At 69.2% G+C, this 21,398-nt stretch carries 20 protein-coding genes and 1 tRNA gene; 15 read left to right on the plus strand and 6 right to left on the minus strand.

The window, feature by feature from the left end; all coding sequences use genetic code 11:
- Positions 1-32 precede the first annotated feature (32 nt).
- The 3 genes from OXS27_RS00150 to OXS27_RS00160 all read right to left on the minus strand — a co-directional run bounded on the left by OXS27_RS00150 (position 33) and on the right by OXS27_RS00160 (position 696).
- Positions 33-263 carry a hypothetical protein gene (locus OXS27_RS00150; RefSeq protein ID WP_267353401.1) on the minus strand — a complete coding sequence of 77 codons (231 nt, stop codon included), beginning with the start codon at positions 261-263 and terminating at the stop codon, positions 33-35.
- The gene (locus OXS27_RS00155; RefSeq protein WP_243922269.1) at positions 254-523 is read right to left on the minus strand and encodes a hypothetical protein; all 270 of its coding nucleotides are present in this window, start codon (positions 521-523) and stop codon (positions 254-256) included. The genes OXS27_RS00150 and OXS27_RS00155 overlap by 10 nt, the downstream gene beginning before the upstream one ends.
- Before the next feature lie 98 nt (positions 524-621).
- Positions 622-696 (minus strand) — tRNA-Val (locus OXS27_RS00160).
- Positions 697-1,118: 422 nt separating this feature from the next.
- On the opposite strand from OXS27_RS00160, the gene OXS27_RS00165 reads away from it, so the two are divergent.
- The 8 genes from OXS27_RS00165 (at position 1,119) to scpA (ending at position 12,478) form a co-directional block, all read left to right on the plus strand.
- Entirely contained in the window at positions 1,119-3,305 is a 2,187-nt protein-coding gene (locus OXS27_RS00165) for a glycosyltransferase family 2 protein (protein WP_267353403.1), read from the plus strand.
- Positions 3,306-3,460: 155 nt separating this feature from the next.
- Positions 3,461-4,795 (plus strand): MFS transporter, encoded by a 1,335-nt coding sequence (locus tag OXS27_RS00170; protein ID WP_243922265.1) that lies wholly within the window; start codon positions 3,461-3,463, stop codon positions 4,793-4,795.
- 203 nt (positions 4,796-4,998) lie between these two features.
- A complete protein-coding gene (gene cyoA, locus OXS27_RS00175; protein WP_243922263.1) occupies positions 4,999-6,189 on the plus strand; it encodes a ubiquinol oxidase subunit II in 1,191 nt (396 codons plus the stop codon).
- Between the two features lie 110 nt (positions 6,190-6,299).
- On the plus strand, positions 6,300-8,300 hold the full coding sequence (gene cyoB, locus OXS27_RS00180; RefSeq protein WP_244003906.1) for a cytochrome o ubiquinol oxidase subunit I: 2,001 nt from the start codon (positions 6,300-6,302) through the stop codon (positions 8,298-8,300).
- A 4-nt stretch (positions 8,301-8,304) separates the two neighbouring features.
- Positions 8,305-8,937, plus strand: coding sequence for a cytochrome o ubiquinol oxidase subunit III (gene cyoC / locus OXS27_RS00185; RefSeq protein WP_243922258.1), 633 nt, complete (start codon positions 8,305-8,307; stop codon positions 8,935-8,937).
- On the plus strand, positions 8,934-9,338 hold the full coding sequence (gene cyoD, locus OXS27_RS00190) for a cytochrome o ubiquinol oxidase subunit IV (protein ID WP_243922256.1): 405 nt from the start codon (positions 8,934-8,936) through the stop codon (positions 9,336-9,338). Before cyoC ends, cyoD begins: the two co-directional genes overlap by 4 nt.
- A gap of 74 nt (positions 9,339-9,412) precedes the next feature.
- Positions 9,413-10,150 (plus strand): SURF1 family protein, encoded by a 738-nt coding sequence (locus OXS27_RS00195; RefSeq protein WP_267353409.1) that lies wholly within the window; start codon positions 9,413-9,415, stop codon positions 10,148-10,150.
- A gap of 162 nt (positions 10,151-10,312) precedes the next feature.
- A complete protein-coding gene (gene scpA / locus OXS27_RS00200; RefSeq protein WP_267353411.1) occupies positions 10,313-12,478 on the plus strand; it encodes a methylmalonyl-CoA mutase in 2,166 nt (721 codons plus the stop codon).
- Between the two features lie 95 nt (positions 12,479-12,573).
- Here scpA and OXS27_RS00205 read toward each other — a convergent pair whose 3' ends face one another.
- On the minus strand, positions 12,574-13,683 hold the full coding sequence (locus tag OXS27_RS00205) for an alpha/beta hydrolase (protein ID WP_267353413.1): 1,110 nt from the start codon (positions 13,681-13,683) through the stop codon (positions 12,574-12,576).
- A 217-nt stretch (positions 13,684-13,900) separates the two neighbouring features.
- On the opposite strand from OXS27_RS00205, the gene OXS27_RS00210 reads away from it, so the two are divergent.
- The gene (locus tag OXS27_RS00210; protein WP_267353415.1) at positions 13,901-15,535 is read left to right on the plus strand and encodes an alpha-D-glucose phosphate-specific phosphoglucomutase; all 1,635 of its coding nucleotides are present in this window, start codon (positions 13,901-13,903) and stop codon (positions 15,533-15,535) included.
- Positions 15,536-15,729: 194 nt separating this feature from the next.
- Here OXS27_RS00210 and OXS27_RS00215 read toward each other — a convergent pair whose 3' ends face one another.
- The gene (locus OXS27_RS00215) at positions 15,730-16,242 is read right to left on the minus strand and encodes a GNAT family N-acetyltransferase (RefSeq protein ID WP_243922246.1); all 513 of its coding nucleotides are present in this window, start codon (positions 16,240-16,242) and stop codon (positions 15,730-15,732) included.
- Between the two features lie 195 nt (positions 16,243-16,437).
- On the opposite strand from OXS27_RS00215, the gene rpsD reads away from it, so the two are divergent.
- Positions 16,438-17,055 carry a 30S ribosomal protein S4 gene (gene rpsD / locus OXS27_RS00220; RefSeq protein ID WP_243922244.1) on the plus strand — a complete coding sequence of 206 codons (618 nt, stop codon included), beginning with the start codon at positions 16,438-16,440 and terminating at the stop codon, positions 17,053-17,055.
- Positions 17,056-17,163: 108 nt separating this feature from the next.
- Here the strand turns inward: rpsD and OXS27_RS00225 are convergent, their stop codons facing one another.
- Entirely contained in the window at positions 17,164-17,478 is a 315-nt protein-coding gene (locus tag OXS27_RS00225) for a hypothetical protein (RefSeq protein WP_243922242.1), read from the minus strand.
- A gap of 114 nt (positions 17,479-17,592) precedes the next feature.
- Here OXS27_RS00225 and OXS27_RS00230 point away from each other — a divergent pair, with 114 nt between their 5' ends.
- The 5 genes from OXS27_RS00230 to OXS27_RS00250 all read left to right on the plus strand — a co-directional run bounded on the left by OXS27_RS00230 (position 17,593) and on the right by OXS27_RS00250 (position 21,370).
- Positions 17,593-17,967 (plus strand): DUF2293 domain-containing protein, encoded by a 375-nt coding sequence (locus tag OXS27_RS00230; protein WP_243922240.1) that lies wholly within the window; start codon positions 17,593-17,595, stop codon positions 17,965-17,967.
- Positions 17,968-18,042: 75 nt separating this feature from the next.
- On the plus strand, positions 18,043-18,252 hold the full coding sequence (locus OXS27_RS00235; protein WP_243922238.1) for a TOBE domain-containing protein: 210 nt from the start codon (positions 18,043-18,045) through the stop codon (positions 18,250-18,252).
- A 219-nt stretch (positions 18,253-18,471) separates the two neighbouring features.
- Positions 18,472-19,533 carry a tRNA (adenosine(37)-N6)-threonylcarbamoyltransferase complex transferase subunit TsaD gene (gene tsaD / locus OXS27_RS00240; RefSeq protein WP_243922236.1) on the plus strand — a complete coding sequence of 354 codons (1,062 nt, stop codon included), beginning with the start codon at positions 18,472-18,474 and terminating at the stop codon, positions 19,531-19,533.
- Complete coding sequence (locus OXS27_RS00245; RefSeq protein ID WP_267353421.1) at positions 19,530-20,381, plus strand: GNAT family N-acetyltransferase; 852 nt, start codon at positions 19,530-19,532, stop codon at positions 20,379-20,381. The genes tsaD and OXS27_RS00245 overlap by 4 nt, the downstream gene beginning before the upstream one ends.
- The gene (locus OXS27_RS00250) at positions 20,378-21,370 is read left to right on the plus strand and encodes an NAD(P)H-dependent glycerol-3-phosphate dehydrogenase (RefSeq protein ID WP_267353423.1); all 993 of its coding nucleotides are present in this window, start codon (positions 20,378-20,380) and stop codon (positions 21,368-21,370) included. Before OXS27_RS00245 ends, OXS27_RS00250 begins: the two co-directional genes overlap by 4 nt.
- Positions 21,371-21,398: the final 28 nt, after the last annotated feature.

The raw sequence follows: 21,398 nt of genomic DNA on the forward strand, positions 1-21,398 counted from the left end.
CAACTAAACTGGTAACAATGGTTAACGAAGGGTTAAAACAGGGGCGATCCGACGCGAATGTTGGCGCGTCCGTGATCCTCGTGAGCCTGTGCAGGGTTTCCGCACGACGCCGCGCGCTCAGCCCTGGCAATGTGCATCAGCGGCAGAACGGGGATCATGATTTCGAGGGCGACCGGCGGGACGACGATCTCCGGGCGCAGGCATCGGTCGGCGTGGGTCGGGCCGGTCAGCGCGGTGACCGCCCCGGAGCCCGTCAGCGCCACCGCTCCTTCATGCAGGCGAGGACATAGACGGTGCGCATGCAGCGCTCCTTGTCGTCCTGCGAATGGGCGTTGCCCATGCAGGCATCCATCCCGGTCGTCAGCAGCAGGCGATCGATGTCGTTCTTGGATTCGCAGGTGAAGATCGGCTGGAAGCCCTCGAACCGGCTGACCTGCCAGAAGATCGCAACGAACAGCAGCAGGCAGAAGGCGCAGACGAGCAATCGGCTGTCGTAGAACCAATGCCTGCGCTCGTCGGTCATGACGGCCCTACGAACCTTCGGCTGCGGCTCGCTGAACCCGTGTCAGGCTCGCCGAGCCTGGGACCAAGGCGCCGCGGCCGGATCGACCGTCTGGCGAATGGTGGAGACGACAGGGATCGAACCTGTGACCTTTCCCATGTCAAGGGAATGCACTACCGCTGTGCTACGTCTCCTGATCGACCGCGATCAGGTTCATCGAACCTGGAAGCCATCGAGAAAGCCCGGACTTCTCGGCTGCTCATGAGGAGTGCCGACACCCCTGTCAAGGGAGTGCCCTCCCGCTGAGCGATGCGCCCGGGCCGGAGCCGTGTGGGCTCCGGTGGGCGGGGCCTATAGCCCCTGCCCGGCCGGGGCGCAAGCGGAACCTGTCTTTTGGAAGACGCCGCGCACGGCCGGTCCGTGCGAGGTGCACGGGTTCGGCAAAATGCGCTATGCCCCTGCCGCCCGGCATCCGGCCGCGCCGCAGGGCGCCGGCCCGCCGCCTCATGCTTCGAGACATGCGCTGCATCTTCGACCACGAACAGGGTGATTCGACCCACGAACTCGGATCCGCGGGGGTCGGGATCGTCGCGGCGGCCGACGAGAGTCAGCGCTGATGGCCTCCGCATCGGGCTCCGAGATGCCCGCCTCCCGTCTGCCGCCCGCGCAGGTCACCGGATTCGGGCGTAAGCCCCGTCCCCTGTCGGCGCGGGTGACGGCGGACGGCTTGCGCGTGGCGCTGCCGGGGCTCGCGGGACGCTGGGTCGAGATCATCCTGGCGAACGATCCGGCCGAGGGCCGCGACACCGTCCCGGATATCAGCTTCGTCGGTGCTGACGGGCGCCCGGGCTCGCTCCTGCCGCAGGAGGCGCGGGGCGGGGGCGCCTTCGCGTGGATTGGCCGGCTGCCCGAGGACGTCGTCGAACTCCGCGTCGCCGACCCGTCCGGACGGGTGCCGGCCCGGCTGCGCCGGATCGCCCTGCGCCGCCTCGTCCGGCCGATCCTGGCCGGGCGCGGCCTCCTGCGCGAGCCGGCCCTGACCGCGCAGGCCCTCTATTGGCGCGTCCTCGGCAAAAAGGTCCGGGCCCGGGGCTTCCTCGGCCGCGCCCTGCGCCACCGGCGGGTGACGGGCTACGAGGCGTGGCTCGGCACCCACACCCTGCGCCGGCCCGAGCGGGACGGGATCGCCGCCGAGATCGCCGCCTGGGCCGATCCGCCGCTGATCTCCGTGCTGATGCCGGTCCACGATCCCGACCCGAAGGTGCTCAGGGCCGCCCTCGCCTCGCTCGACGCGCAGCTCTATCCCCACTGGGAACTCTGCGTCGTCGACGATGCCTCGACGCGCCCCGCGATCCCGAAGATTCTCGCCCAGGCGGCCGAGGCCGATCCGCGCATCCGCGTCCTGACCCGGCTTGAGAACGGCCACATCGCCCGGGCGACCAACGATGCACTGGGCCTCGCCCGGGGCGCGGTCTGCGCCTTCATGGACCACGACGACGTGCTCACCGTGGATGCGTTCTACGAGGTCGCCCGGGCGCTGCGTCAAGACCCGGACCTCGTGCTGATCTACAGCGACGAGGACAAGATCGATGGGCGCGGCCGCCGCTTCGACCCGCATTTCAAGGCGGGCTTCGACCGCGAGCTGCTCTACGCGCAGAACTACATCAACCATCTCACGGTGGTGCGGACCGAAGCCTTGCGCGCCGTCGGCGGCCTGCGCCCCGGCTTCGAGGGCAGCCAGGACCACGACCTGCTGCTCCGGCTGACCGACGGCCTCGACCCCGCCCGCATCCGCCACATCCCACGGGTGCTCTACCATTGGCGCGCCGCGCAAGGCTCCGGCACCTTCTCGGACCGGTCGCTCGCCCGGGCCGAGGCCGCGCGCCTGCGCGCCCTGGAGGAGGTCGTGGCCCCATGGGGCGGGCGGGCGGAGCCCGGCCCCAACGGCTTCAACCGCCTGATCCGGCCCCTGCCGGCGCCGCCGCCCCGGGTCTCGGCGATCATCCCGACCCGCGACCGCGCCGAGATCCTGTCGGTGACCCTCGACGGATTGCTGACCGCGACCGATTACCCCGATATCGAGGTGATCATCCTCGACAACGATAGCCGCGAGCCCGAGACCGCTGCCCTGTTCGCCCGCTACCGCGACGATCCGCGGGTGCGCGTCGTACCGGTGCCGGGGGCGTTCAATTTCTCCGATCTCTCCAACCGGGGTGCGGCGGCCGCCACCGGGCCGGTGCTGCTGTTCCTCAACAACGACATCGAGGTGCTGGAGCCGGACTGGCTCACCGAGATGGTCCGCCACGCGGTCCGGCCGGAGATCGGCGCGGTCGGGGCGAAGCTCCTCTATCCGGACCGGACCATCCAGCACGGCGGCATCGTGCTGGGGATCGGGGGCGTGGCCGGCCACAGCCATCTCGGCGTGCCGGACGCGGATCCGGGCTACTTCTGCCGCATGGTGATCGCCCACGAGGTCTCGGCCGTGACGGGCGCCTGCCTCGCCATGCGGGCCGACGTGTTCAGGCAGGTCGGCGGCTTCGACGCGGTCGCCCTGAAGGTCGCCTTCAACGACGTCGACCTCTGCCTGAAGATCCGCCGGGCCGGCTACCGGATCGTCTGGACGCCCTTCGCCCGTTTGATTCACCACGAGTCGAAGAGCCGCGGGGCCGAGGACACGCCCGAGAAGCAGAAGCGGTTCGAGGGCGAGGTGCTCACCATGCTCGACCGCTGGGGCCCGGAGCTGCGCGCCGACCCGTATTACAACATCAACCTGTCACGGAATTCCGCGCACTACCGCGTCTGAGCGGCCGCCCCGGCTCGGTGGGCGCGGACGGTGCCATGCATGCGTCAGTGGGTGAACTTGCGTCCGAAGCCGGTTGCGATACCTCTGGACATGCCGCAAGAGGCGGTTCCGGCCATGGCGCTCAAACGAGCGCGCGGCGAGGGTGACAATCCGAGATGAGTGCGAATTCCCCGACGGTCACGGGCCTCGAGCGCGACGCCCAGCAGGCAATGGGTGACCACAAGGTCCACCCGAACGAGATCGCCATCGGCGTGGTGATCGGCCGCGCGTCGGAATACTTCGACTTCTTCGTGTTCGGCATCGCCTGCGTGCTGGTCTTCCCGAAGGTGTTCTTCCCCTTCGTCGATCCGCTCAAGGGCACGCTCTACGCCTTCGCGATCTTCGCCCTCGCCTTCATCGCCCGCCCGATCGGCACCGTGCTGTTCATGGCGATCGACCGGCGCCACGGCCGCAGCGTGAAGCTGACCACGGCCCTGTTCCTGCTCGGCGGCTCGACGGCCGCGGTGAGCTTCCTGCCGCGCTACGACAGCATCGGGATCTCGGCGGTCTACATCCTCGCCGGTCTGCGGATCCTGCAGGGTCTCGCGCTGGGCGGCGCCTGGGACGGGCTGGCCTCGCTGCTCGCCATGAACGCGCCGCGCGAGCGCCGCGGCTGGTACGCGATGATCCCGCAGCTCGGCGCGCCGCTCGGCTTCATGGTGGCGAGCGCCCTGTTCGCGTTCTTCCTGGTCAATCTCGACGAGGCCGACTTCATCGACTGGGGCTGGCGCTTCCCGTTCTACTGCGCCTTCACGATCAACGTGGTCGCCCTGTTCGCCCGGCTGCGCCTCGTCGCCACCGACGAATTCGCCCGGATGATGGACCTCGACCGGCTGCGCCCGGTCCCGGCGCTGGAGCTGTTCCGGCACCATGCGGGCGACGTGGTCCGCGGCGCCTTCGTACCGCTGGCCGCCTTCGCGCTGTTCCACCTCGTGACGATCTTCCCGATCGCGTGGCTGGCGCTGATGAACACCAATACCCGCTCGCCGGGCGAGTTTCTGATCGTGCAGTTCTCCGGGGCCATCGTGTGCGCCGGCGCGGTCGCCGCCTCCGGGTTGATCGCGGACCAGATCGGCCGCCGCAACAGCCTGATCATGAGCAGCTCGCTGATCGGCTTCTTCGCCCTCGGCAGCATCATCGCGCCGCTCCTGTTCGGTGAGAGCGCGATCGGTCAGACGATCTACGTCACGATCGGCTTCATGCTGCTCGGCCTGGCCTATGGCCAGACCGCGGGTGCGGTGAGCGCCCGCCTCGGCAACCACTACCGCTACACCGGTGCCGCGCTGACCTCGGACTTCGCGTGGCTGCTCGGGGCGGGCTTCGCCCCGCTCGTGGCGCTGTTCCTGTCGCAGCGCTACGGGCTGGCGATGATCGGGGTCTACCTCCTCTCGGGGGCGGTCTGCAGCCTCGTGGCGCTGTTCTTCGATCGCTCGGAAATGCGCCAGATGTAGCCGGTCCGGCCCCGCGGCTCCGGCCGCGCGGCCCCCGACGGCTGACAGGAATGCCGCTTCGCGCGGTACGGCAGGAGCGCCGCGCGAGCGGCATATCGGACGCGCCGCGTGAGCGGCTTGGCAGAAGCGCCGCGCAAGCGGCATGGGATGACGAGACGCGTGCTGTGACCTCTACGACCCATCGAGCGGACAGGATCGACATCGTGCGAGCCCGGATCGGCCGTGGGCGGCGCCTCCTGCCGCTCCTTGCCCTACCTCTCCTGACCCTTCTGGGCGGCTGCAACATGGTCGTCCTGCATCCGGCCGGCTACGTGGCCGAGCAGCAGCGCAACCTCGTGCTGGCCGCAACCGGGCTGATGCTCTTGATCATCGTACCGGTGATCGCCTTCACGCTGATCTTCGCGTGGCGCTACCGCGCCACCAACGAGGACGCGGTCTACGATCCGGAATGGCACCACTCGACCCAGCTCGAGGTGCTGATCTGGACGGCGCCGCTGATGATCATCATCGCGCTGGGCGCGCTCACCTGGATCGGGACCCACACCCTCGATCCGTTCCGGCCGCTGAGCAAGCTCGACGCCAAGCGCGACGTCCCGGCGGGCACGCAGCCGCTGGAGATCGAGGCGGTGGCGATGGATTGGAAGTGGCTGTTCCTCTACCCGCAATACGGGATCGCCACGGTCAACGAAGTCGCGGCGCCGGTCGATCGGCCGATCCGCTTCAAGATCACCGCCACCGACGTGATGAACACGTTCTACGTGCCGACGCTCGCCGGCATGGTCTACGCGATGCCGGGGATGCAGACCCAGCTCCACGCGGTGATCAACCGCGAGGGCGCCTGGGAGGGCCGCTCGGCCCATTACAGCGGCGCCGGCTTCTCCAACATGTTCTTCAAGTTCCACGGCAAGACCAACGACGGCTTCGACCAGTGGGTCGCGCAGACCAAGGCCAAGGGCGGCGAGCTGACCCAGGAAGCCTACCTGAAGCTGGAGGAGCCGAGCGAGGCCGAGCCGGCGCGCTACTACAAGTCCTACATGAAGGGCCTCTACGACCGGATCATCGGCATGTGCCCCCGGCCCGACCAGATGTGCGTCGGCGAGATGACCAAGATCGACGCCAGGGGTGGCGCGTCCGGCGAGGAGGCCGAGGCCAACTACAAGCGGCTGCAATACGACAACCGCTTGGCCGAGCGCGGTGTCGAGGCGCCGGGTGCGACGGCGCCGGCCTCCGAGACCGGCCCGCACGGCCAGACGCAGCCCCAGGGCATGAAGCCGCGGCCCGACATGGGCAACCCCGATGTCCGGGGTCAGAAGGGGCCCGACAGCCAGGGCAAGGGCTCCGGCGAGGGCCAGAGCGAGGGCGGACAGATCGCCCCCAAGCAGCTCAACCAATGATTCGACTGAACCCGTGATGCAACCCGAACCGAAGATGCCGCTCCCGTCGCGAGCGGACCCCACACACGAGACCGGCGGTCGCCGTCGAACCCACTGAACGGGCCGATCCCATGTTCGCAAACCTCGATCTACAGCAACTGCTCTTCGGACGATTCACGATCGAGCAGATCCCCTATCATGAGCCGATTCTGCAGGCGACGTTCGCGGGCGTCGCCGTGGTCGGCCTCGCCGTGCTCGGCGTCATCACCTACTACCGCTTCTGGGGTCCGATGTGGCGTGACTGGATCACGTCGATCGACCACAAGAAGATCGGCATCATGTACTGCATCTTCGCGGCCGTGATGCTGCTGCGCGGCTTCGCCGACGCGATGCTGATGCGCTCGCAGCAGGCGGTGGCGTTCGGTGACGAGCAGGGGTTCCTGCCGCCGCACCATTACGACCAGATCTTCACCGCCCACGGCATGATCATGATCTTCTTCGTGGCGATGCCGTTCGTCACCGGGATGATGAACTTCGCCGTGCCGCTGCAGATCGGCGCCCGCGACGTCGCCTTTCCGTTCCTCAACAACTTCAGCTTCTGGATGACGGTCGCCGGCGGCATGCTGGTGATGGTGTCGCTGTTCGTGGGCGAGTTCTCCCGCGCCACGTGGCTCGCCTATCCGCCCCTCTCCGGGGCGGCGATGAGCCCCGGCGTCGGCGTCGACTACTACATCTGGGCGCTGCAGATCGCCGGTATCGGGACCTTGCTGTCGGGCATCAACCTGATCGCCACCATCGTGAAGATGCGGGCGCCCGGCATGACCATGATGAAGCTGCCGATCTTCGTCTGGTCGTCGCTGTGCACCAACATCCTGATCGTGGCCGCCTTCCCGATCCTCACGGCCGTTCTCGCGATGCTGTCGCTCGACCGCTACGTCGGCACGCATTTCTTCACGAACGACCTCGGCGGCAACGCCATGCTGTACTTCAACCTGATCTGGATCTGGGGTCACCCGGAGGTCTACATCCTGATCCTGCCGGCCTTCGGGATCTTCTCGGAGATCACCTCGACCTTCTGCGGCAAGCGCCTGTTCGGCTACACCTCGATGGTCTACGCGCTGGTGGTGATCACCATCCTCGCCTACCTCGTGTGGCTGCACCACTTCTTCACGATGGGCTCGGGCGCGGACGTGAACTCGTTCTTCGGGATCACGACCATGATCATCTCGATCCCGACCGGGGCGAAGATCTTCAACTGGATGTTCACGATGTACCGCGGCCGGATCCGGTTCGAGGTGCCGATGCTCTGGGTGGTGGCGTTCATCGTCACCTTCGTGATCGGCGGCATGACCGGCGTGCTGCTGGCGGTGCCCCCGGCCGACTTCGTGCTGCACAACTCGCTGTTCCTGATCGCGCACTTCCACAACGTGATCATCGGCGGCGTGCTGTTCGGGATGTTCGCCGGCGTGACCTTCTGGTTCCCCAAGGCCTTCGGGTTCAAGCTCGACGAGTTCTGGGGCAAGGTCGCCCTCGTGTTCTGGGTGACCGGGTTCTACGTCGCCTTCATGCCGCTCTACGTGCTCGGCCTGATGGGTGTGACCCGGCGCATGCAGCACTTCGACGACCCGTCGCTGCAGATCTGGTTCGTGATCGCCGCCATCGGCGCGGTTCTGATCGCCTGCGGTATCGCCTCGCAGGTCGTGATGTTCGTGGTGTCGATCCGCAACCGCGACAAGCTGCGGGACCTGACGGGCGATCCGTGGGGTGGCCGGACGCTCGAATGGTCCACCTCCTCGCCGCCGCCGGACTACAACTTCGCGTTCACGCCTGTCGTCCACGATTCGGACGCGTGGTGGGACATGAAGAACCGCGGCTTCGCCCGCCCGATGACGGGCTACAAGCCGATCCACATGCCGAAGAACACCGCGGCCGGGGCAATCCTGGCGGGCCTGAACTTCGTCTTCGGCATCGCGATGATCTGGTACGTCTGGTGGCTGGCGGCGCTCAGCTTCGTGGCGATCTTCGTCGTCGCGATCGCCCACACCTTCAATTACAACCGCGACTACTACATCCCCGCCGACACCGTCAGCCGGACGGAAGGTCAGCGGACGCGTGAGCTGGAGATGGCGTGATCCCATGATGCACGCGGAGACTGCACCCCCCGGCGCCGCGGCGCCGGTGTTCTACCAGACCGACGAGGAGGGCCATCATTCCGAGGGCTCGACCATGCTCGGGTTCTGGCTCTACCTGATGAGCGACTGCCTCATCTTCGCGACCCTGTTCGCGACCTACGGGGTGCTCGGGCGCAGCTATGCGGCCGGCCCCACTCCGAAGGAGCTGTTCGACCTGCCGGGCATCGCGGTGAACACCGCCATGCTGCTGTTCTCGTCCATCACCTACGGCTTCGCCATGCTGGAGATGGACCGGGACCGGGTGAAGCAGACGCAGATCTGGCTCGCCGTCACCGGCCTGTTCGGCGCAGCCTTCGTGGCGCTGGAGATCCGGGAATTCGTCCACCTGTTCCACGAGGGCGCACCGCCCTGGCGCAGCGCGTTCCTGTCGTCGTTCTACACCCTGGTGTCGACCCACGGCCTGCACGTCTCCATGGGCATCCTGTGGCTGATCGTGCTGATGGTGCAGGTCGGCAAGCGCGGCCTGATCGTCGAGAACAAGCGCCGGCTGATGTGCCTGTCGATGTTCTGGCACTTCCTTGACCTGATCTGGATCGGCGTCTTCACCGTCGTCTACCTGATGGGAGTGCTCGAATGAGTGCCGACGCACGCCACCTCACCGGTCACGGTCAGGACACGCACGATTCGCACGCCCACAGCTCGGGCGGGCACGGTACCGTCCAAAGCTACATGACCGGTTTCGTCCTGTCGGTGATCCTGACGGTGATCCCGTTCTGGCTGGTGATGGGCAACGTGCTCGACAACAGCCTCGTCACCACCCTGGTGATCCTGGCGCTGGGCGGCGTCCAGATGGTCGTGCACATCGTCTACTTCCTGCACATGAACACGAAGTCGGAGGGCGGCTGGACCTTCCTGGCGCTGATCTTCACCATCATGGTGGTGGTGATCATGCTCGCTGGCTCGGTGTGGGTGATGTACCACCTCAATCACAACATGATGCCGATGGACGCCCACGACGTCATGAACAACGCCCGCTGAGCGGTCGCGCGACAGTGGATCCGTCGGGGTCGGCGGGGGGCTCCGGTGGGGACCCCTCCCCGGCCCCGTTGTCGTTGGGGCGACGCATCGTGTTCGGGGCCGCCGCGGCGTTCGTGTTCGTGGTGCTCGTCGGCCTCGGCACCTGGCAGGTTCAGCGCCGGGCCTGGAAGCTCGACCTGATCGCCCGGGTGGATGCCCGCGTCCACGCGCCGGCCGTACCCGCCCCAGGCCCCGCCGCTTGGCCGCAGATCGGCCCCGACGACGCCTACCGCCACGTCACGGTTTCGGGCACCTTCCTGCACGATCGCGAGACCCTGGTTCAGGCGGTGACCGAGCGTGGCGGCGGCTTCTGGGTGCTGACGCCGCTGCGCCGCTCCGACGGCAGCCTCGTGCTGATCAATCGCGGCTTCGTGCCCGGCGACCGCCGGGATCCGGTGACCCGGGCGGCCGGCCAGGTGGCGGGCGAGACCGCGGTGACCGGTCTTTTGCGGCTGACCGAGCCGAAGGGCGCGTTCCTGCGCTCCAACGATCCGAAGGACGACCGCTGGTATTCCCGCGACGTGGCGATGATCGCGGCGGCCCGGCGGCTCTCCGATGTCGCCCCCTACTTCGTGGATGCCGACGCGACGCCCAATCCCGGCGGCCTGCCGGTGGGCGGGCTGACGGTGATCGCCTTCCCTAACAGCCACTTGGTCTACGCGCTCACGTGGTATGGGATGGCGCTGATGCTGGCGGGGGCGATGGTCTACCTGCTGCGGAGCGGGCGCAGGAACAACCGGGTTTCCAAAGGGCGCGAGTCCTTTGGCGGGTGATCAGGGCGGAGCCCTGATGTCTGTGGCGCTGCGTGCCGCCGCAAAAGGTCGAGACCTTTCGAATCCAGACGAGAGGCAGGGCGCGGGATCGACTTGAGGGGAGTAGCCCACTCCGAGCGCGTCTCTATAATGGCATGACAAACGCCATAACGAGTCAACGCCATGACCTCCCGCATCCCGAACTTCGCCGAGATCCCGCTGGCCGGCGAATCGCTCGCCGTGGTGGCCCCGGCGCTCGGCGAGCCCTGGATGACGCCGGAGGGGATCCCGGTGAAGGGCCGTTACGGGCCGGAGGACCGGGACGGCATCGAGTTCCTCGACACCTATCCGGGGATCGCGCCGTTCCTGCGCGGTCCCTACCCGACCATGTACGTCACCCAGCCCTGGACGATCCGGCAATATGCCGGCTTCTCCACGGCCGAGGATTCGAACGCCTTCTACCGGCGCAACCTCGCGGCTGGGCAGAAGGGCCTGTCGGTGGCCTTCGATCTCGCCACCCACCGGGGCTACGATTCCGACCATCCCCGCGTCTCGGGCGATGTCGGCATGGCGGGCGTGGCGATCGACTCGATCTACGACATGCGCACGCTGTTCTCGGGCATCCCGCTCGACGAGATGACCGTGTCGATGACGATGAACGGCGCGGTGCTGCCGATCCTCGCGCTCTACATCGTGGCGGCCGAGGAGCAGGGCGTGCCGCCGCAGAAGCTCGCCGGCACGATCCAGAACGATATTCTCAAGGAGTTCATGGTCCGCAACACCTACATCTATCCCCCCAAGGGATCGATGCGGATCATCTCGGATATCTTCGCCTATACGTCGAAGAATATGCCGAAGTTCAACTCGATCTCGATCTCCGGCTATCACATGCAGGAAGCCGGGGCGACGAACGACTTGGAACTGGCCTACACGCTGGCCGACGGCGTCGAGTATATCAAGGCGGGTCTGGCGGCCGGGCTGACCATCGATCAGTTCGCCCCGCGCCTGTCGTTCTTCTGGGCGATCTCGACCAACTTCTTCATGGAGATCGCCAAGATGCGGGCCGCGCGCCTGATCTGGGCCAAGCTCGTGAAGGGGTTCGATCCGAAATCCGACAAGTCGCTGGCGCTGCGCACCCACTCGCAGACATCCGGCTGGTCGCTCACCGCGCAGGACGTGTTCAACAACGTCACCCGCACCAACATCGAGGCGATGGCGGCGACGCAAGGCGGCACCCAGTCGCTCCACACCAACGCGCTCGACGAGGCGCTGGCCCTGCCCACCGACTTCTCGGCCCGGATCGCCCGCAACACCCAGCTGTTCCTGCAGCAGGAGAGCGGCACCAGCCGGATCGTCGATCCGTGGGGCGGTTCCTACTACGTCGAGAAGCTCACCGCCGACATGGTCGCCCGGGCCTGGGAGCATATCCGCGAGGTCGACGGGCTCGGCGGCATGGCCAAGGCGATCGAGGCCGGCATCCCCAAGCTGCGGATCGAGGAGGCTGCGGCCCGCGCCCAGGCCCGGATCGATTCCGGTCGCCAGACCATCGTGGGCATCAACAAGTTCCGGGCCGACGACGACATGGCCATCGACCTGCTGCGGGTCGACAACGGCAATGTCCGCCGGCTGCAGATCGACAAGCTCAAGCGCCTGCGTGCCGAGCGCGACGAGGCCGCGGTGTCGGCCCGGCTCGACGCGCTCACCCAGGCCGCGGACGGCGCCGGCAACCTGCTGGAACTCGCCGTCGAGGCCGCCCGCGCCAAGGCGACGGTGGGCGAGATTTCCGAGGCCCTGGAGAAGGCCTGGGGCCGGCACCGCGCCGAGATCCGCTCGATCTCCGGCGTCTACAAGCGCGAGGTGGGGGGCATGTCGCCTGTGATCGAGGAAGTCCGGGCGCTGGTCGAGGCGTTCGAGGAGAACGATGGCCGCCGGCCGCGCATCCTGGTCGCCAAGATGGGCCAGGACGGGCACGATCGCGGCCAGAAGGTGATCGCCTCGGCCTTCGCCGATCTCGGCTTCGACGTCGATATCGGGCCGCTCTTCGCCACCCCGGCCGAGGCCGCCCGGCAGGCGGTTGAGAACGACGTCCACATCGTCGGCGTCTCGTCTCTGGCCGCCGGTCACCTGACCCTGGTGCCGGAACTGAAGGCAGCGCTGACCGAGCAGGGCCGGGACGACGTGATGATCGCCATCGGCGGCGTCATCCCGCCGGGCGATTACGCGGCGCTGACGGCGGCCGGCGCGGCGGCGATCTTCCCGCCGGGCACGGTGATCGCCGAGGCGGCGGTCAAGCTGATCCGGGCGCTGAACGAGCGGCTGGGGTATGAGGCCCGGCAGGCGGCGGAGTGAGAAGCCTCGCGCAGTCCGCGTGAGGCATTCGCGCCCCAAACCGTCCGCCGGATCGATTACTAGACAGGTGGACGGATGGACGCGGAGCTAGCTCCTCAGTTCAGCGCCTGCGGGTCCGCCTCCGTGAGGAAGGCCCCTACCTCGTGGAGGAACTGCATGCGGTTCTTCTCCATCATCACCGTGTGGGTGCCCTCCCCCAGCTCGACGAAGCGCTTGTAGGGGGTGTGCGTGAGCTTGGTGAAGTATTCTTGCGCCTGATAGCTCGGCAGGTCCGCATCCCACTCGGCGTGGATGATCAGCACTGGCACGCGGATCTCGCCGGGGTCGTAGAGCGGCTTGCCCGCCGCCCAGTAGGCGTCTTTGTCGGCGACCGTGCCGTTCGGCGCGCGCAGGACCGGCGGCGATTGTGTCGCGCCGACCGGATCGGTCGCGAAGGTCGCGTCGGCCCATTGGTCGAACCAGCCCGCCGGGATCAGGTCGGCCTTCTTGTCCTCGGGCACCCCGGTCAGCCAGCGCGCCCGGGCGCTGTCCCGGCTGACGGTCCGATAGGCGCCCACCGGACCGCCGCCGCCGACCAGGCCGGGCGTGCGCGCCAGCCATTGCGGCGCGTAGAGGACGAGCCGGTTGACCTTGTCGGTGTGGGTGCTGGTGTAGAGCCCCATGGTGGATGTCCCCCAGGACCAGCCCATCAGGTCGATTTTTTCTACGTTGCGTCGCTTGGTGATGAAGTCCACCACCTGCCCGACCACCTTGGCGGCATCGGGGGTGCGCATGAGCGGCAAGTTATCGGCCGGCGGCGCGTCCATGGCGGCCGGGCGTCCGGACAGGCCATAGCCCGGCAGGTCCACGCAATAGACGTCGAAGCCCAGACCCGCGAGGTAATCCATGGCCGACATCCCGCCGAGCGGCAGGTCGAAGGCCGTGGAGGACGGGTAGGTGGAGCCGTGCACGTAGAGCAGGATCCGGTCGCCCGGGAAGCGGTCGATCCCGGCCGGCCGCTTGTTGCGCACGTAGATGTCGACGCCCGGCTCGCTCCAGGGCAGGCGGAACTCCTCCATGGCCAACCGGCTCGACGGGGCCGCCGCTGGGGCCGGCGTCGCCGCAACTGCCAGACCGGCGGCGAGCGCCCCGACCAGTTGGCGCCGGGCCAAGCCCTGGCCCGGCCACGTCCCGTTCGGATCGGTCTGCGCTGGTCTGTCCGCCATGGTGTCCTCCGGCCCGCCTTGTCTGGCGGCTCGGGAGATTCAACCGGGGGTTCTGGGCCGGCGCAACGCCCCACGGCGCCGGCCGGCCGACAAGCGGCGGATTCCGTCGCCCGATCCGGCGAAACGCCGTGAAAAAAGCCCGCCCCTGTCGCTGGGGCTGGTGACGCCGCGCCTCCGGGCGGGCATTGAGGCGCAAGATTCCGGGAGACGCCCGTCCATGACGACCCCGACCACGATCGCCACCACGCCCTTCCCCGACCAGAAGCCGGGGACCTCCGGCCTGCGCAAGAAGGTGCCGGTGTTCCGGCAGCCGAACTACGTCGAGAACTTCGTCCAGGCGATCTTCGACACCCTGCCCGAGAAGGCGGGCGCGACCCTGGTGCTCGGCGGCGACGGCCGGTTCCTCAACCGCGAGGTGGTGCAGAAGACGCTGCGGCTCGCCGCCGGCAACGGCTTCGGCCGGGTGCTGGTCGGGCGCGGCGGGCTGCTCTCGACGCCAGCCGCCTCCTGCGTGATCCGCAAGGCCAAGGCGCTTGGCGGCATCATCCTGTCGGCCAGCCACAATCCGGGCGGGCCGGAGGGCGATTTCGGCATCAAGTTCAACGCCGCCAATGGCGGTCCGGCGCCCGAATCTGTCACCGACGCGATCTTCGCACGCGCCAAGGCGCTGACCGAATACCACCTCGTCGACGCCCCGGACCTCGACCTCGACACGCTCGGCGAGACCAAGCTCGGCGCCATGACGGTCACGGTCATCGACCCGGTGGCCGATTATGCCGAGCTGATGCGCACGCTGATCGACTTCGACGCGGTGTCGCGCCTGTTCGCCTCGGGCTTCCGCATGCGCTTCGACGCCATGAGCGCGGTGACGGGCCCCTACGCCACCGCGATCCTGGAGGGGATGCTCGGCGCGCCGGCCGGCACCGTGGTCAACGCGGTGCCGAAAGAGGATTTCGGTGGCCACCACCCGGATCCGAACCCGGTCCATTGCCACGACCTGTTCGACCTGATGCAGGGGCCGGACGCGCCGGATTTCGGCGCGGCGTCCGATGGCGACGGCGACCGCAACATGATCGTGGCCCCGGGCCTGTTCGTGACCCCGAGCGACAGCCTCGCGCTTCTGGCCGCCCACGCCCACCGGGCGCCGGGCTACGCGGGGGGATTGTCGGGCGTGGCACGCTCCATGCCCACGAGCCGCGCCGCCGACCGGGTCGCGGCCGCCCTGGGCATCAAGGCCTACGAGACGCCCACCGGCTGGAAGTTCTTCGGCAACCTGCTGGATGCAGGCCTCATCACCTTGTGCGGTGAGGAGAGCGCCGGCACCGGCTCGAACCATGTGCGCGAGAAGGACGGGCTCTGGGCGGTGCTGCTCTGGCTCAACATCCTGGCGGCAACGGGCGAGCGCGCCGACGCGCTGGTACGCGCCCATTGGCAGACCTACGGGCGCGACTACTACGCCCGCCACGACTACGAGGAGGTGGATTCGGACGCCGCCAATGGCCTGATGGACGCGCTCCGCGAAAAGCTCGCCGGGCTGCCGGGGACGCGGATCGGCGATCTCACGGTGTCGACCGCCGACGAGTTCGCCTACCGCGATCCGGTCGACGGCTCGCTGACCGAGCGCCAGGGCATCCGGATCGGCTTTGCCGAGGATGCGCGCGCCGTATTCCGGCTCTCGGGCACCGGCACCGCCGGGGCGACACTGCGGGTCTATCTGGAGCGCTACGAGAACGCGCCGGACCGGCTCGACCTCCCCGTGGCCGAGGTGCTTGCCTCTGTCGCGGCGGCGGCTGGCACGATCGCCGAAATCGCGCCGCGCACCGGCCGGCCCGAGCCGAGCGTGGTGACCTAAAACGGGGTTTCCAAAGGGCGAGCCCTTTGGCGGGGTTCGGGGGCGGAGCCCCCGAGATCGGGCGAAGCCCGGCACCAGGGCTCTGCCCTGGACCCGGAAAAGGTCGAATACCTTTTGAGACCGGGACTTTTTGCCGACGTGCCTAGCCCGCTGACGGGCCGGCGATGGGTGCCGCGGAACGACGGCATCGTCCATCAGGGCGCACTTGCACGATCGCCAGAGGGGGCATCGCCCAGCACCTTCACCATGTGCACGGTGATGTCGTCGTCCCGGGTCCGGCCCGGGCCGGCATAGGGCTCCTCCCGCTCCACCCGGTAGCCGAGCGCGCCGTAGAGGCGCAGGTTCGCAACGTACTTCTTGTTGGTGTAGAGGCGCAGCCGCGCCAGCCCCGTCTCTCCGGCAATCCCCTCGGCGAGACCGAGCAGCTGGGTGCCGAGGCCCCGCCCCTGGAAGGCCGGATGCACCGCCACGTTGACGATCAGCAGGTGGTCGGTCTCGGCTTGGGTCTCGATCAGTGCGGCAAGGTCCGCGCCGGCCCGCAGCAGATCGAACCGGTGGGTCCGCACGGCCTCGGCGTAGTCCGCCTGCATCGGTGTCGGCAGGCGCCCGATCACCGGGATCCACTTGGTGTAGGCTGCCTCGACCAGCGCGCGGATCGCCTCCGCGTCCGCCGGCTCCCCGCGCCGGATCGCAATCGTCTCGTCCACCAAACGACCTCCTGTGGTTGACCGCGGCGCCCCCGTCCCCTAAGACGCAGCCCGTCGATGGGGCTCCGCACGGGGCCCCTTGGCGTTTTCACGCGCACCCGTGGGCGGGATACTCCCGCCCTGTCGTCCCCGACATCCTGTCCGGGAAAAGGAGGGCGCGTTCCTCAATCTCGGTCACGAGAGGACGCGAAGTAGATGTCAAAGCGGATTCAGGCGAAGCACAAGCTCGACCGCCGCATGGGCCAGAACATCTGGGGCCGCCCGAAGAGCCCCGTCAACCGCCGTGAGTACGGCCCCGGCCAGCACGGCCAGCGCCGTAAGGGCAAGATGAGCGACTTCGGCACGCAGCTGCGCGCCAAGCAGAAGCTCAAGGGCTATTACGGCAACATCACCGAGAAGCAGTTCCGTCGCTACTACGCCGAGGCGATCCGCCAGCGTGGCGATTCCGGCGAGAACCTCGTGGGCCTGCTCGAGCGCCGCCTCGATGCCGTGGTCTACCGGTCGAAGTTCGTCGCGACCCCGTTCGCCGCGCGCCAGTTCGTCAACCACGGCCACGTCAAGGTCAACGGCGTGCGCGTCAACATCCCGAGCTACCAGGTGAAGGCCGGTGACCTCATCGAGGTCAAGGAGTCGTCCCGTCAGCTCGAGATCGTCATCGTGGCGACCCAGCTCCCCGAGCGTGACGTGCCGGACTACATCGAGGCCGATCACGCCAAGATGACCGCTCGCGTCACCCGCATCCCCACCCTGTCCGAGGTGCCCTACCCGGTGCAGATGGAGCCGAACCTCGTCATCGAGTTCTACTCCCGCTAAAATTCGACCGGAGACGGTCTCGACGGAGGGGCTGCCCATCGGGCGGCCCCTTCGCGTTTCTGCTGCCGCGTCCCTGAGCGATGGCTTGCGGGACGGGACCCCGGGACCTCAGCACCCGTGGCAGATCGAGCCCATCGTGTTGTGCATCTTGCTGTCCCAGGCCTTCGAGCGGGCCTCCGCAGCCTTCTGGGCCTTGATCATCTCGGCCTCGTTCACAGGGCGCGGTCCTCCGGTGGCCGTCAGGCCGGCGCCAGGGGGCTTGGTCTGGCCCGTGGCGGTGAGCTGCCGGCTGCGCCGGACGCCGGGGGCCGAATCCGGGACCGGTGCGACGCCGGCACCCCGGTCGGAACCCGGGGCCTGGGCCAGCGCTGGACTCGCCCCGAGCAGAACGCCCAGGATCACCGCCTGACGGATCGTTGCCATGAACCAGATCTCCCCGGCGGGGGTTCGTGTCCCTGTCCCGCCTCTTGTGAATGCAATCTTAGCGGATCCGAGCCGTGAAATCACACCGCCGGAGGGGGCCCGGTGAGCAACGCAATGCCCCCCCGTAATCGGCGCGAGGCGGTGGCGGCGGCGCTGGCGCGGCTCGCCCCGCGCCTGCCGGACTTCGAGGCCGATTCCGTCCTGGCCCGGGCGCTGGCGAGTCCGGGCCTGCGCCGGGCCGCGCCCGAGACCGCGGCGCGGCTCGCCCTCGTGACCTATGCCCGTCATGTCTTCACCGATTACGATGACCTCCTGGCCGACGGGTATGACCGGGACAGCGCCCGGCACTTCGTCCTCGACGATCTCAACGCGGCGCTCGTCGGCTGGGGCGCCGCGCCGATTCCCGAGGAGGAGGCCGAGCAAGAGGCCGACGACGAGGGCGATACCGGGGACGAGCCGGAGGGCGATCCGTCCCCGGAGGCGCGCTGAGGCGGTCGCGCGCGGGCCCACCTTGCTGTAGGAGACCGGCCCAGAGCCGCCCGGTGCGGCAGGGGATCCGGACTCATGAAGATCAGCGCGCGCAACGTCATCAAGGGCACGGTCGTCTCGGTCGAAAAGGGTGCGACCACGTCCCACGTGAAGATCGAGATCAGCCCCGGCCAAGTGGTCACGGCCTCGATCACCAACGCGGCGGTCGATTCGCTCAAGCTCGTCGCCGGCGGTTCCGCCTATGCGGTGATCAAGGCCTCCGACGTGATGGTGGCGGTCGACTGAGGCGGCGGAATACGCCAGCTCGATCGGTACGGGTCGGCGATGGCCCCCTAGCCACGACCCTGATCCTGAGGTGCGGCGAAGCCGCCTCGGAAGAGGGTTTCGCTGCGCTTCGGTACCCTAGGACGCGGGTGCGGATGGGGAGGATGGCTTAGACCAGGCCTCGCCTTCGCGCCCAGACTGCCGGCGGCTTCGAGGCCGCCCGAACCAGGAGATCCACGCGTGCAGAAGACGGTGCTCGGTATCGAGACCACCTGCGACGAGACCGCCGCCGCATTGGTTTCGGTCGACGCGGATGGCGTCGGGCAGATCCGCGCCGACGAGGTGCTAAGCCAGATCGCCGAGCACGCGGCCTATGGCGGCGTCGTGCCCGAGATCGCCGCCCGCGCCCATGTGGAGGTGCTCGACCGGCTGATCGCCCGCGCCCTTGAGAGAGCCGGGATCGGCTTGCCCGAGCTCGACGGGATCGCGGTGGCGGCCGGGCCGGGGCTGATCGGCGGCGTGCTGGTCGGACTCGTCACCGCCAAGACCCTGGCGCTCGTGACCCGCAAGCCGCTGCTCGCCGTGAATCACCTGGAGGCCCACGCCCTCACGGCCCGGCTGACCGACGGGATCGCCTTCCCGTACCTGCTGCTGCTGGTCTCGGGCGGCCACACCCAACTCCTGGCGGTGCGCGGCGTCGGCGACTACGTCCGGCTCGGCTCCACCATCGACGACGCCATCGGCGAGGCCTTCGACAAGGCCGCCAAGCTGCTGGGCCTCGGCTATCCCGGCGGCCCCGAAGTCGAGCGCATGGCCGAGGCCGGCGATCCCGAGCGCTTCGCCCTGCCCAGGCCGATGCTCGGCCGGCGCGAGGCCGATTTCTCCCTCTCGGGCCTCAAGACCGCCCTGCGGATCGAGGCGGAAAAGATCGCCCCCCTCGCCGAGCGCGACGTCGCCGATCTCTGCGCCGGCTTCCAGGCCGCGGTGGTCGACGTCGTGGTGGATCGCGCTCGGGTCGCCCTGCGCGCCTTCTCGGGCGTGGCCGGACGGCCCACCGCCCTGGTGGCGGCAGGGGGCGTGGCGGCCAACGGCGCGATCCGGCGGGCGCTCGCCGCGCTGGCCGGCGAGGCGGGCTTGAGCTTCGTCGCCCCGCCCCTGCACCTCTGCGGCGACAACGGCGCGATGATCGCCTGGGCCGGTCTGGAGCGCCTGCGCCTCGGGCTGGTGGACGACCTCACCGCCCCGGCTCGGCCGCGCTGGCCGCTTTCGGCCGATCCGGCCGCCGCTGCGGCGGCCGGATGAGCGCGGCGGCGCGACGCACGCATTGGCGCGAACTCGTCGAACGCCGCCTGCCCGAGGCCGCCCGGCCGGACTGGCCGGTGCGCCTCGACCATTGCTTCGCGCGAATCCTGCTCGACAACACCTGCGGCGGCCCCTGGCGCGACCATGTCCGCCCGCCGGCCTATGCCAACATGCCGCTCGATCAGCTCGAGATGGCGATCGCGCTGGGTGAGGCCGTGCTCGCCGGACACGCGGATCTCGCCCTCCTGAACCGCCGCTCCCTGGCATGGCGCGGAAAGATCGCGTGTGCCGCGGTCCCCGACGCCCTCCGGGACGGAGACCTGATCCTGCGCCGCTGGCGTCCGGACGACACGGCACCCTTCGCGGCGGTCAACGCCGACCCGGCGGTGATGGCCTATTTCCCCCGGCCGCGGACGGAAGCGGAGAGCGCCGTCGAGGCGGGCTTCTGCGACCGGCGCTTCGTGGCCGACGGCTTCGGACCCTGGGTGGTCGAGCAGGGCGGCCGGTTCCTCGGCTTCGTCGGCGCCTTCCGGATCATGCGGGCCATGCCGTTCCCGGGGGGCGAGCGGGTCGGCGCGACGATCGAACTGGGCTGGCGTCTTGCGCAGGATGCCTGGGGCCGCGGCCTCGCCACCCGGGCCGCGCAGCTGACCCTCGCCGACCTCGCCGGGCGCTGCGGCATCCGCACCGTCGTGGCCTACACGGCCGCTGGAAACGACCGCTCCCGGGCCGTGATGGAGCGCCTCGGCATGGTCCCGGCCGGAACCTTCCCGCATCCGGCGGTATCGGACGGGCCTTCGCGCGTCCATCGGCTGTATCGGCTCGAACTCGCGGAGGTCCCGGCATGAGCATGTCGATCAACGTCGTCGGCGGGGGAGCCTGGGGCACGGCGCTCGCTAACGCCGCGGCGGCGGCCGGGCATCCCGTCACGCTCTGGCTGCGCGACCCGGAGGCCGCCACCAGGCTCCAGGCCGAGCGGGAGAATCCGCGCTACCTGCCGGGCGTCCCGCTCCATCCGCGCATCCGCGCGACGGCGCAGTCCGAAAAACTCGCCGGCGCCCAAGCGACCCTGCTGGTGGTGCCGGCCCAGACCGTGCGCGGCGTGCTGGAATCCCTGCGCGCGCCGCTGGCCTCGGCCGGGCCGGTCATCCTCTGCGCCAAGGGGATCGAGCGCGGCAGCGACAGCTTCATGAGCGCCGTGGCCGAGCAGGTCCTGCCGCCGGACACGCCCGTCGCGGTCCTGTCGGGCCCGAGCTTCGCGGCCGATGTCGCCCGCGGCCTGCCTACCGCCGTGACCCTGGCGGCGGCCGATCCCGGCCGTGCCGCGTCCCTGTCGGCGCTGCTCTCGGGACCAAGCCTGCGGCTCTACCACACCGACGACGTGCGCGGCGTCGAGATCGGCGGGGCCGGCAAGAACGTGCTGGCCATCGCGTGCGGGATCGTGGCCGGGCGCGGCCTCGGCGAGAGCGCCCGGGCGGCGCTGATCGCCCGGGCCTTCGCCGAGCTGATGCGCTTCGCCCGGACGTTCGGCGGCCGGCCCGAGACGCTGATGGGCCTCTCGGGTCTCGGCGACCTCGTGCTCACCGCCTCCTCGCCGCAATCGCGCAACTTCGCCTTTGGGCAGCGGCTCGGCGCCGGGGCGGGTCCGGACGAGGCCGCGGGCGGCAAGCTCGCCGAGGGCGCCTTCACGGCCGCGGCCTTGGCGGGCCTCGCAGCCGCCCAGGGCGTCGAGATGCCGGTGGCGCAGGCGGTCGCGGCGATCGTGGCGGGCTCGGCCGGGGTCGACGACGTGGTGGCGGGGCTGCTGGCGCGGCCGCTGCGGGGGGAGATGGATTAGGGGGCTGCCGGACGTTCGAGACGCACGC

The sequence above is a fragment of the Methylobacterium sp. GC_Met_3 genome, assembly GCF_026540775.1.
Classification (GTDB): domain Bacteria; phylum Pseudomonadota; class Alphaproteobacteria; order Rhizobiales; family Beijerinckiaceae; genus Methylobacterium.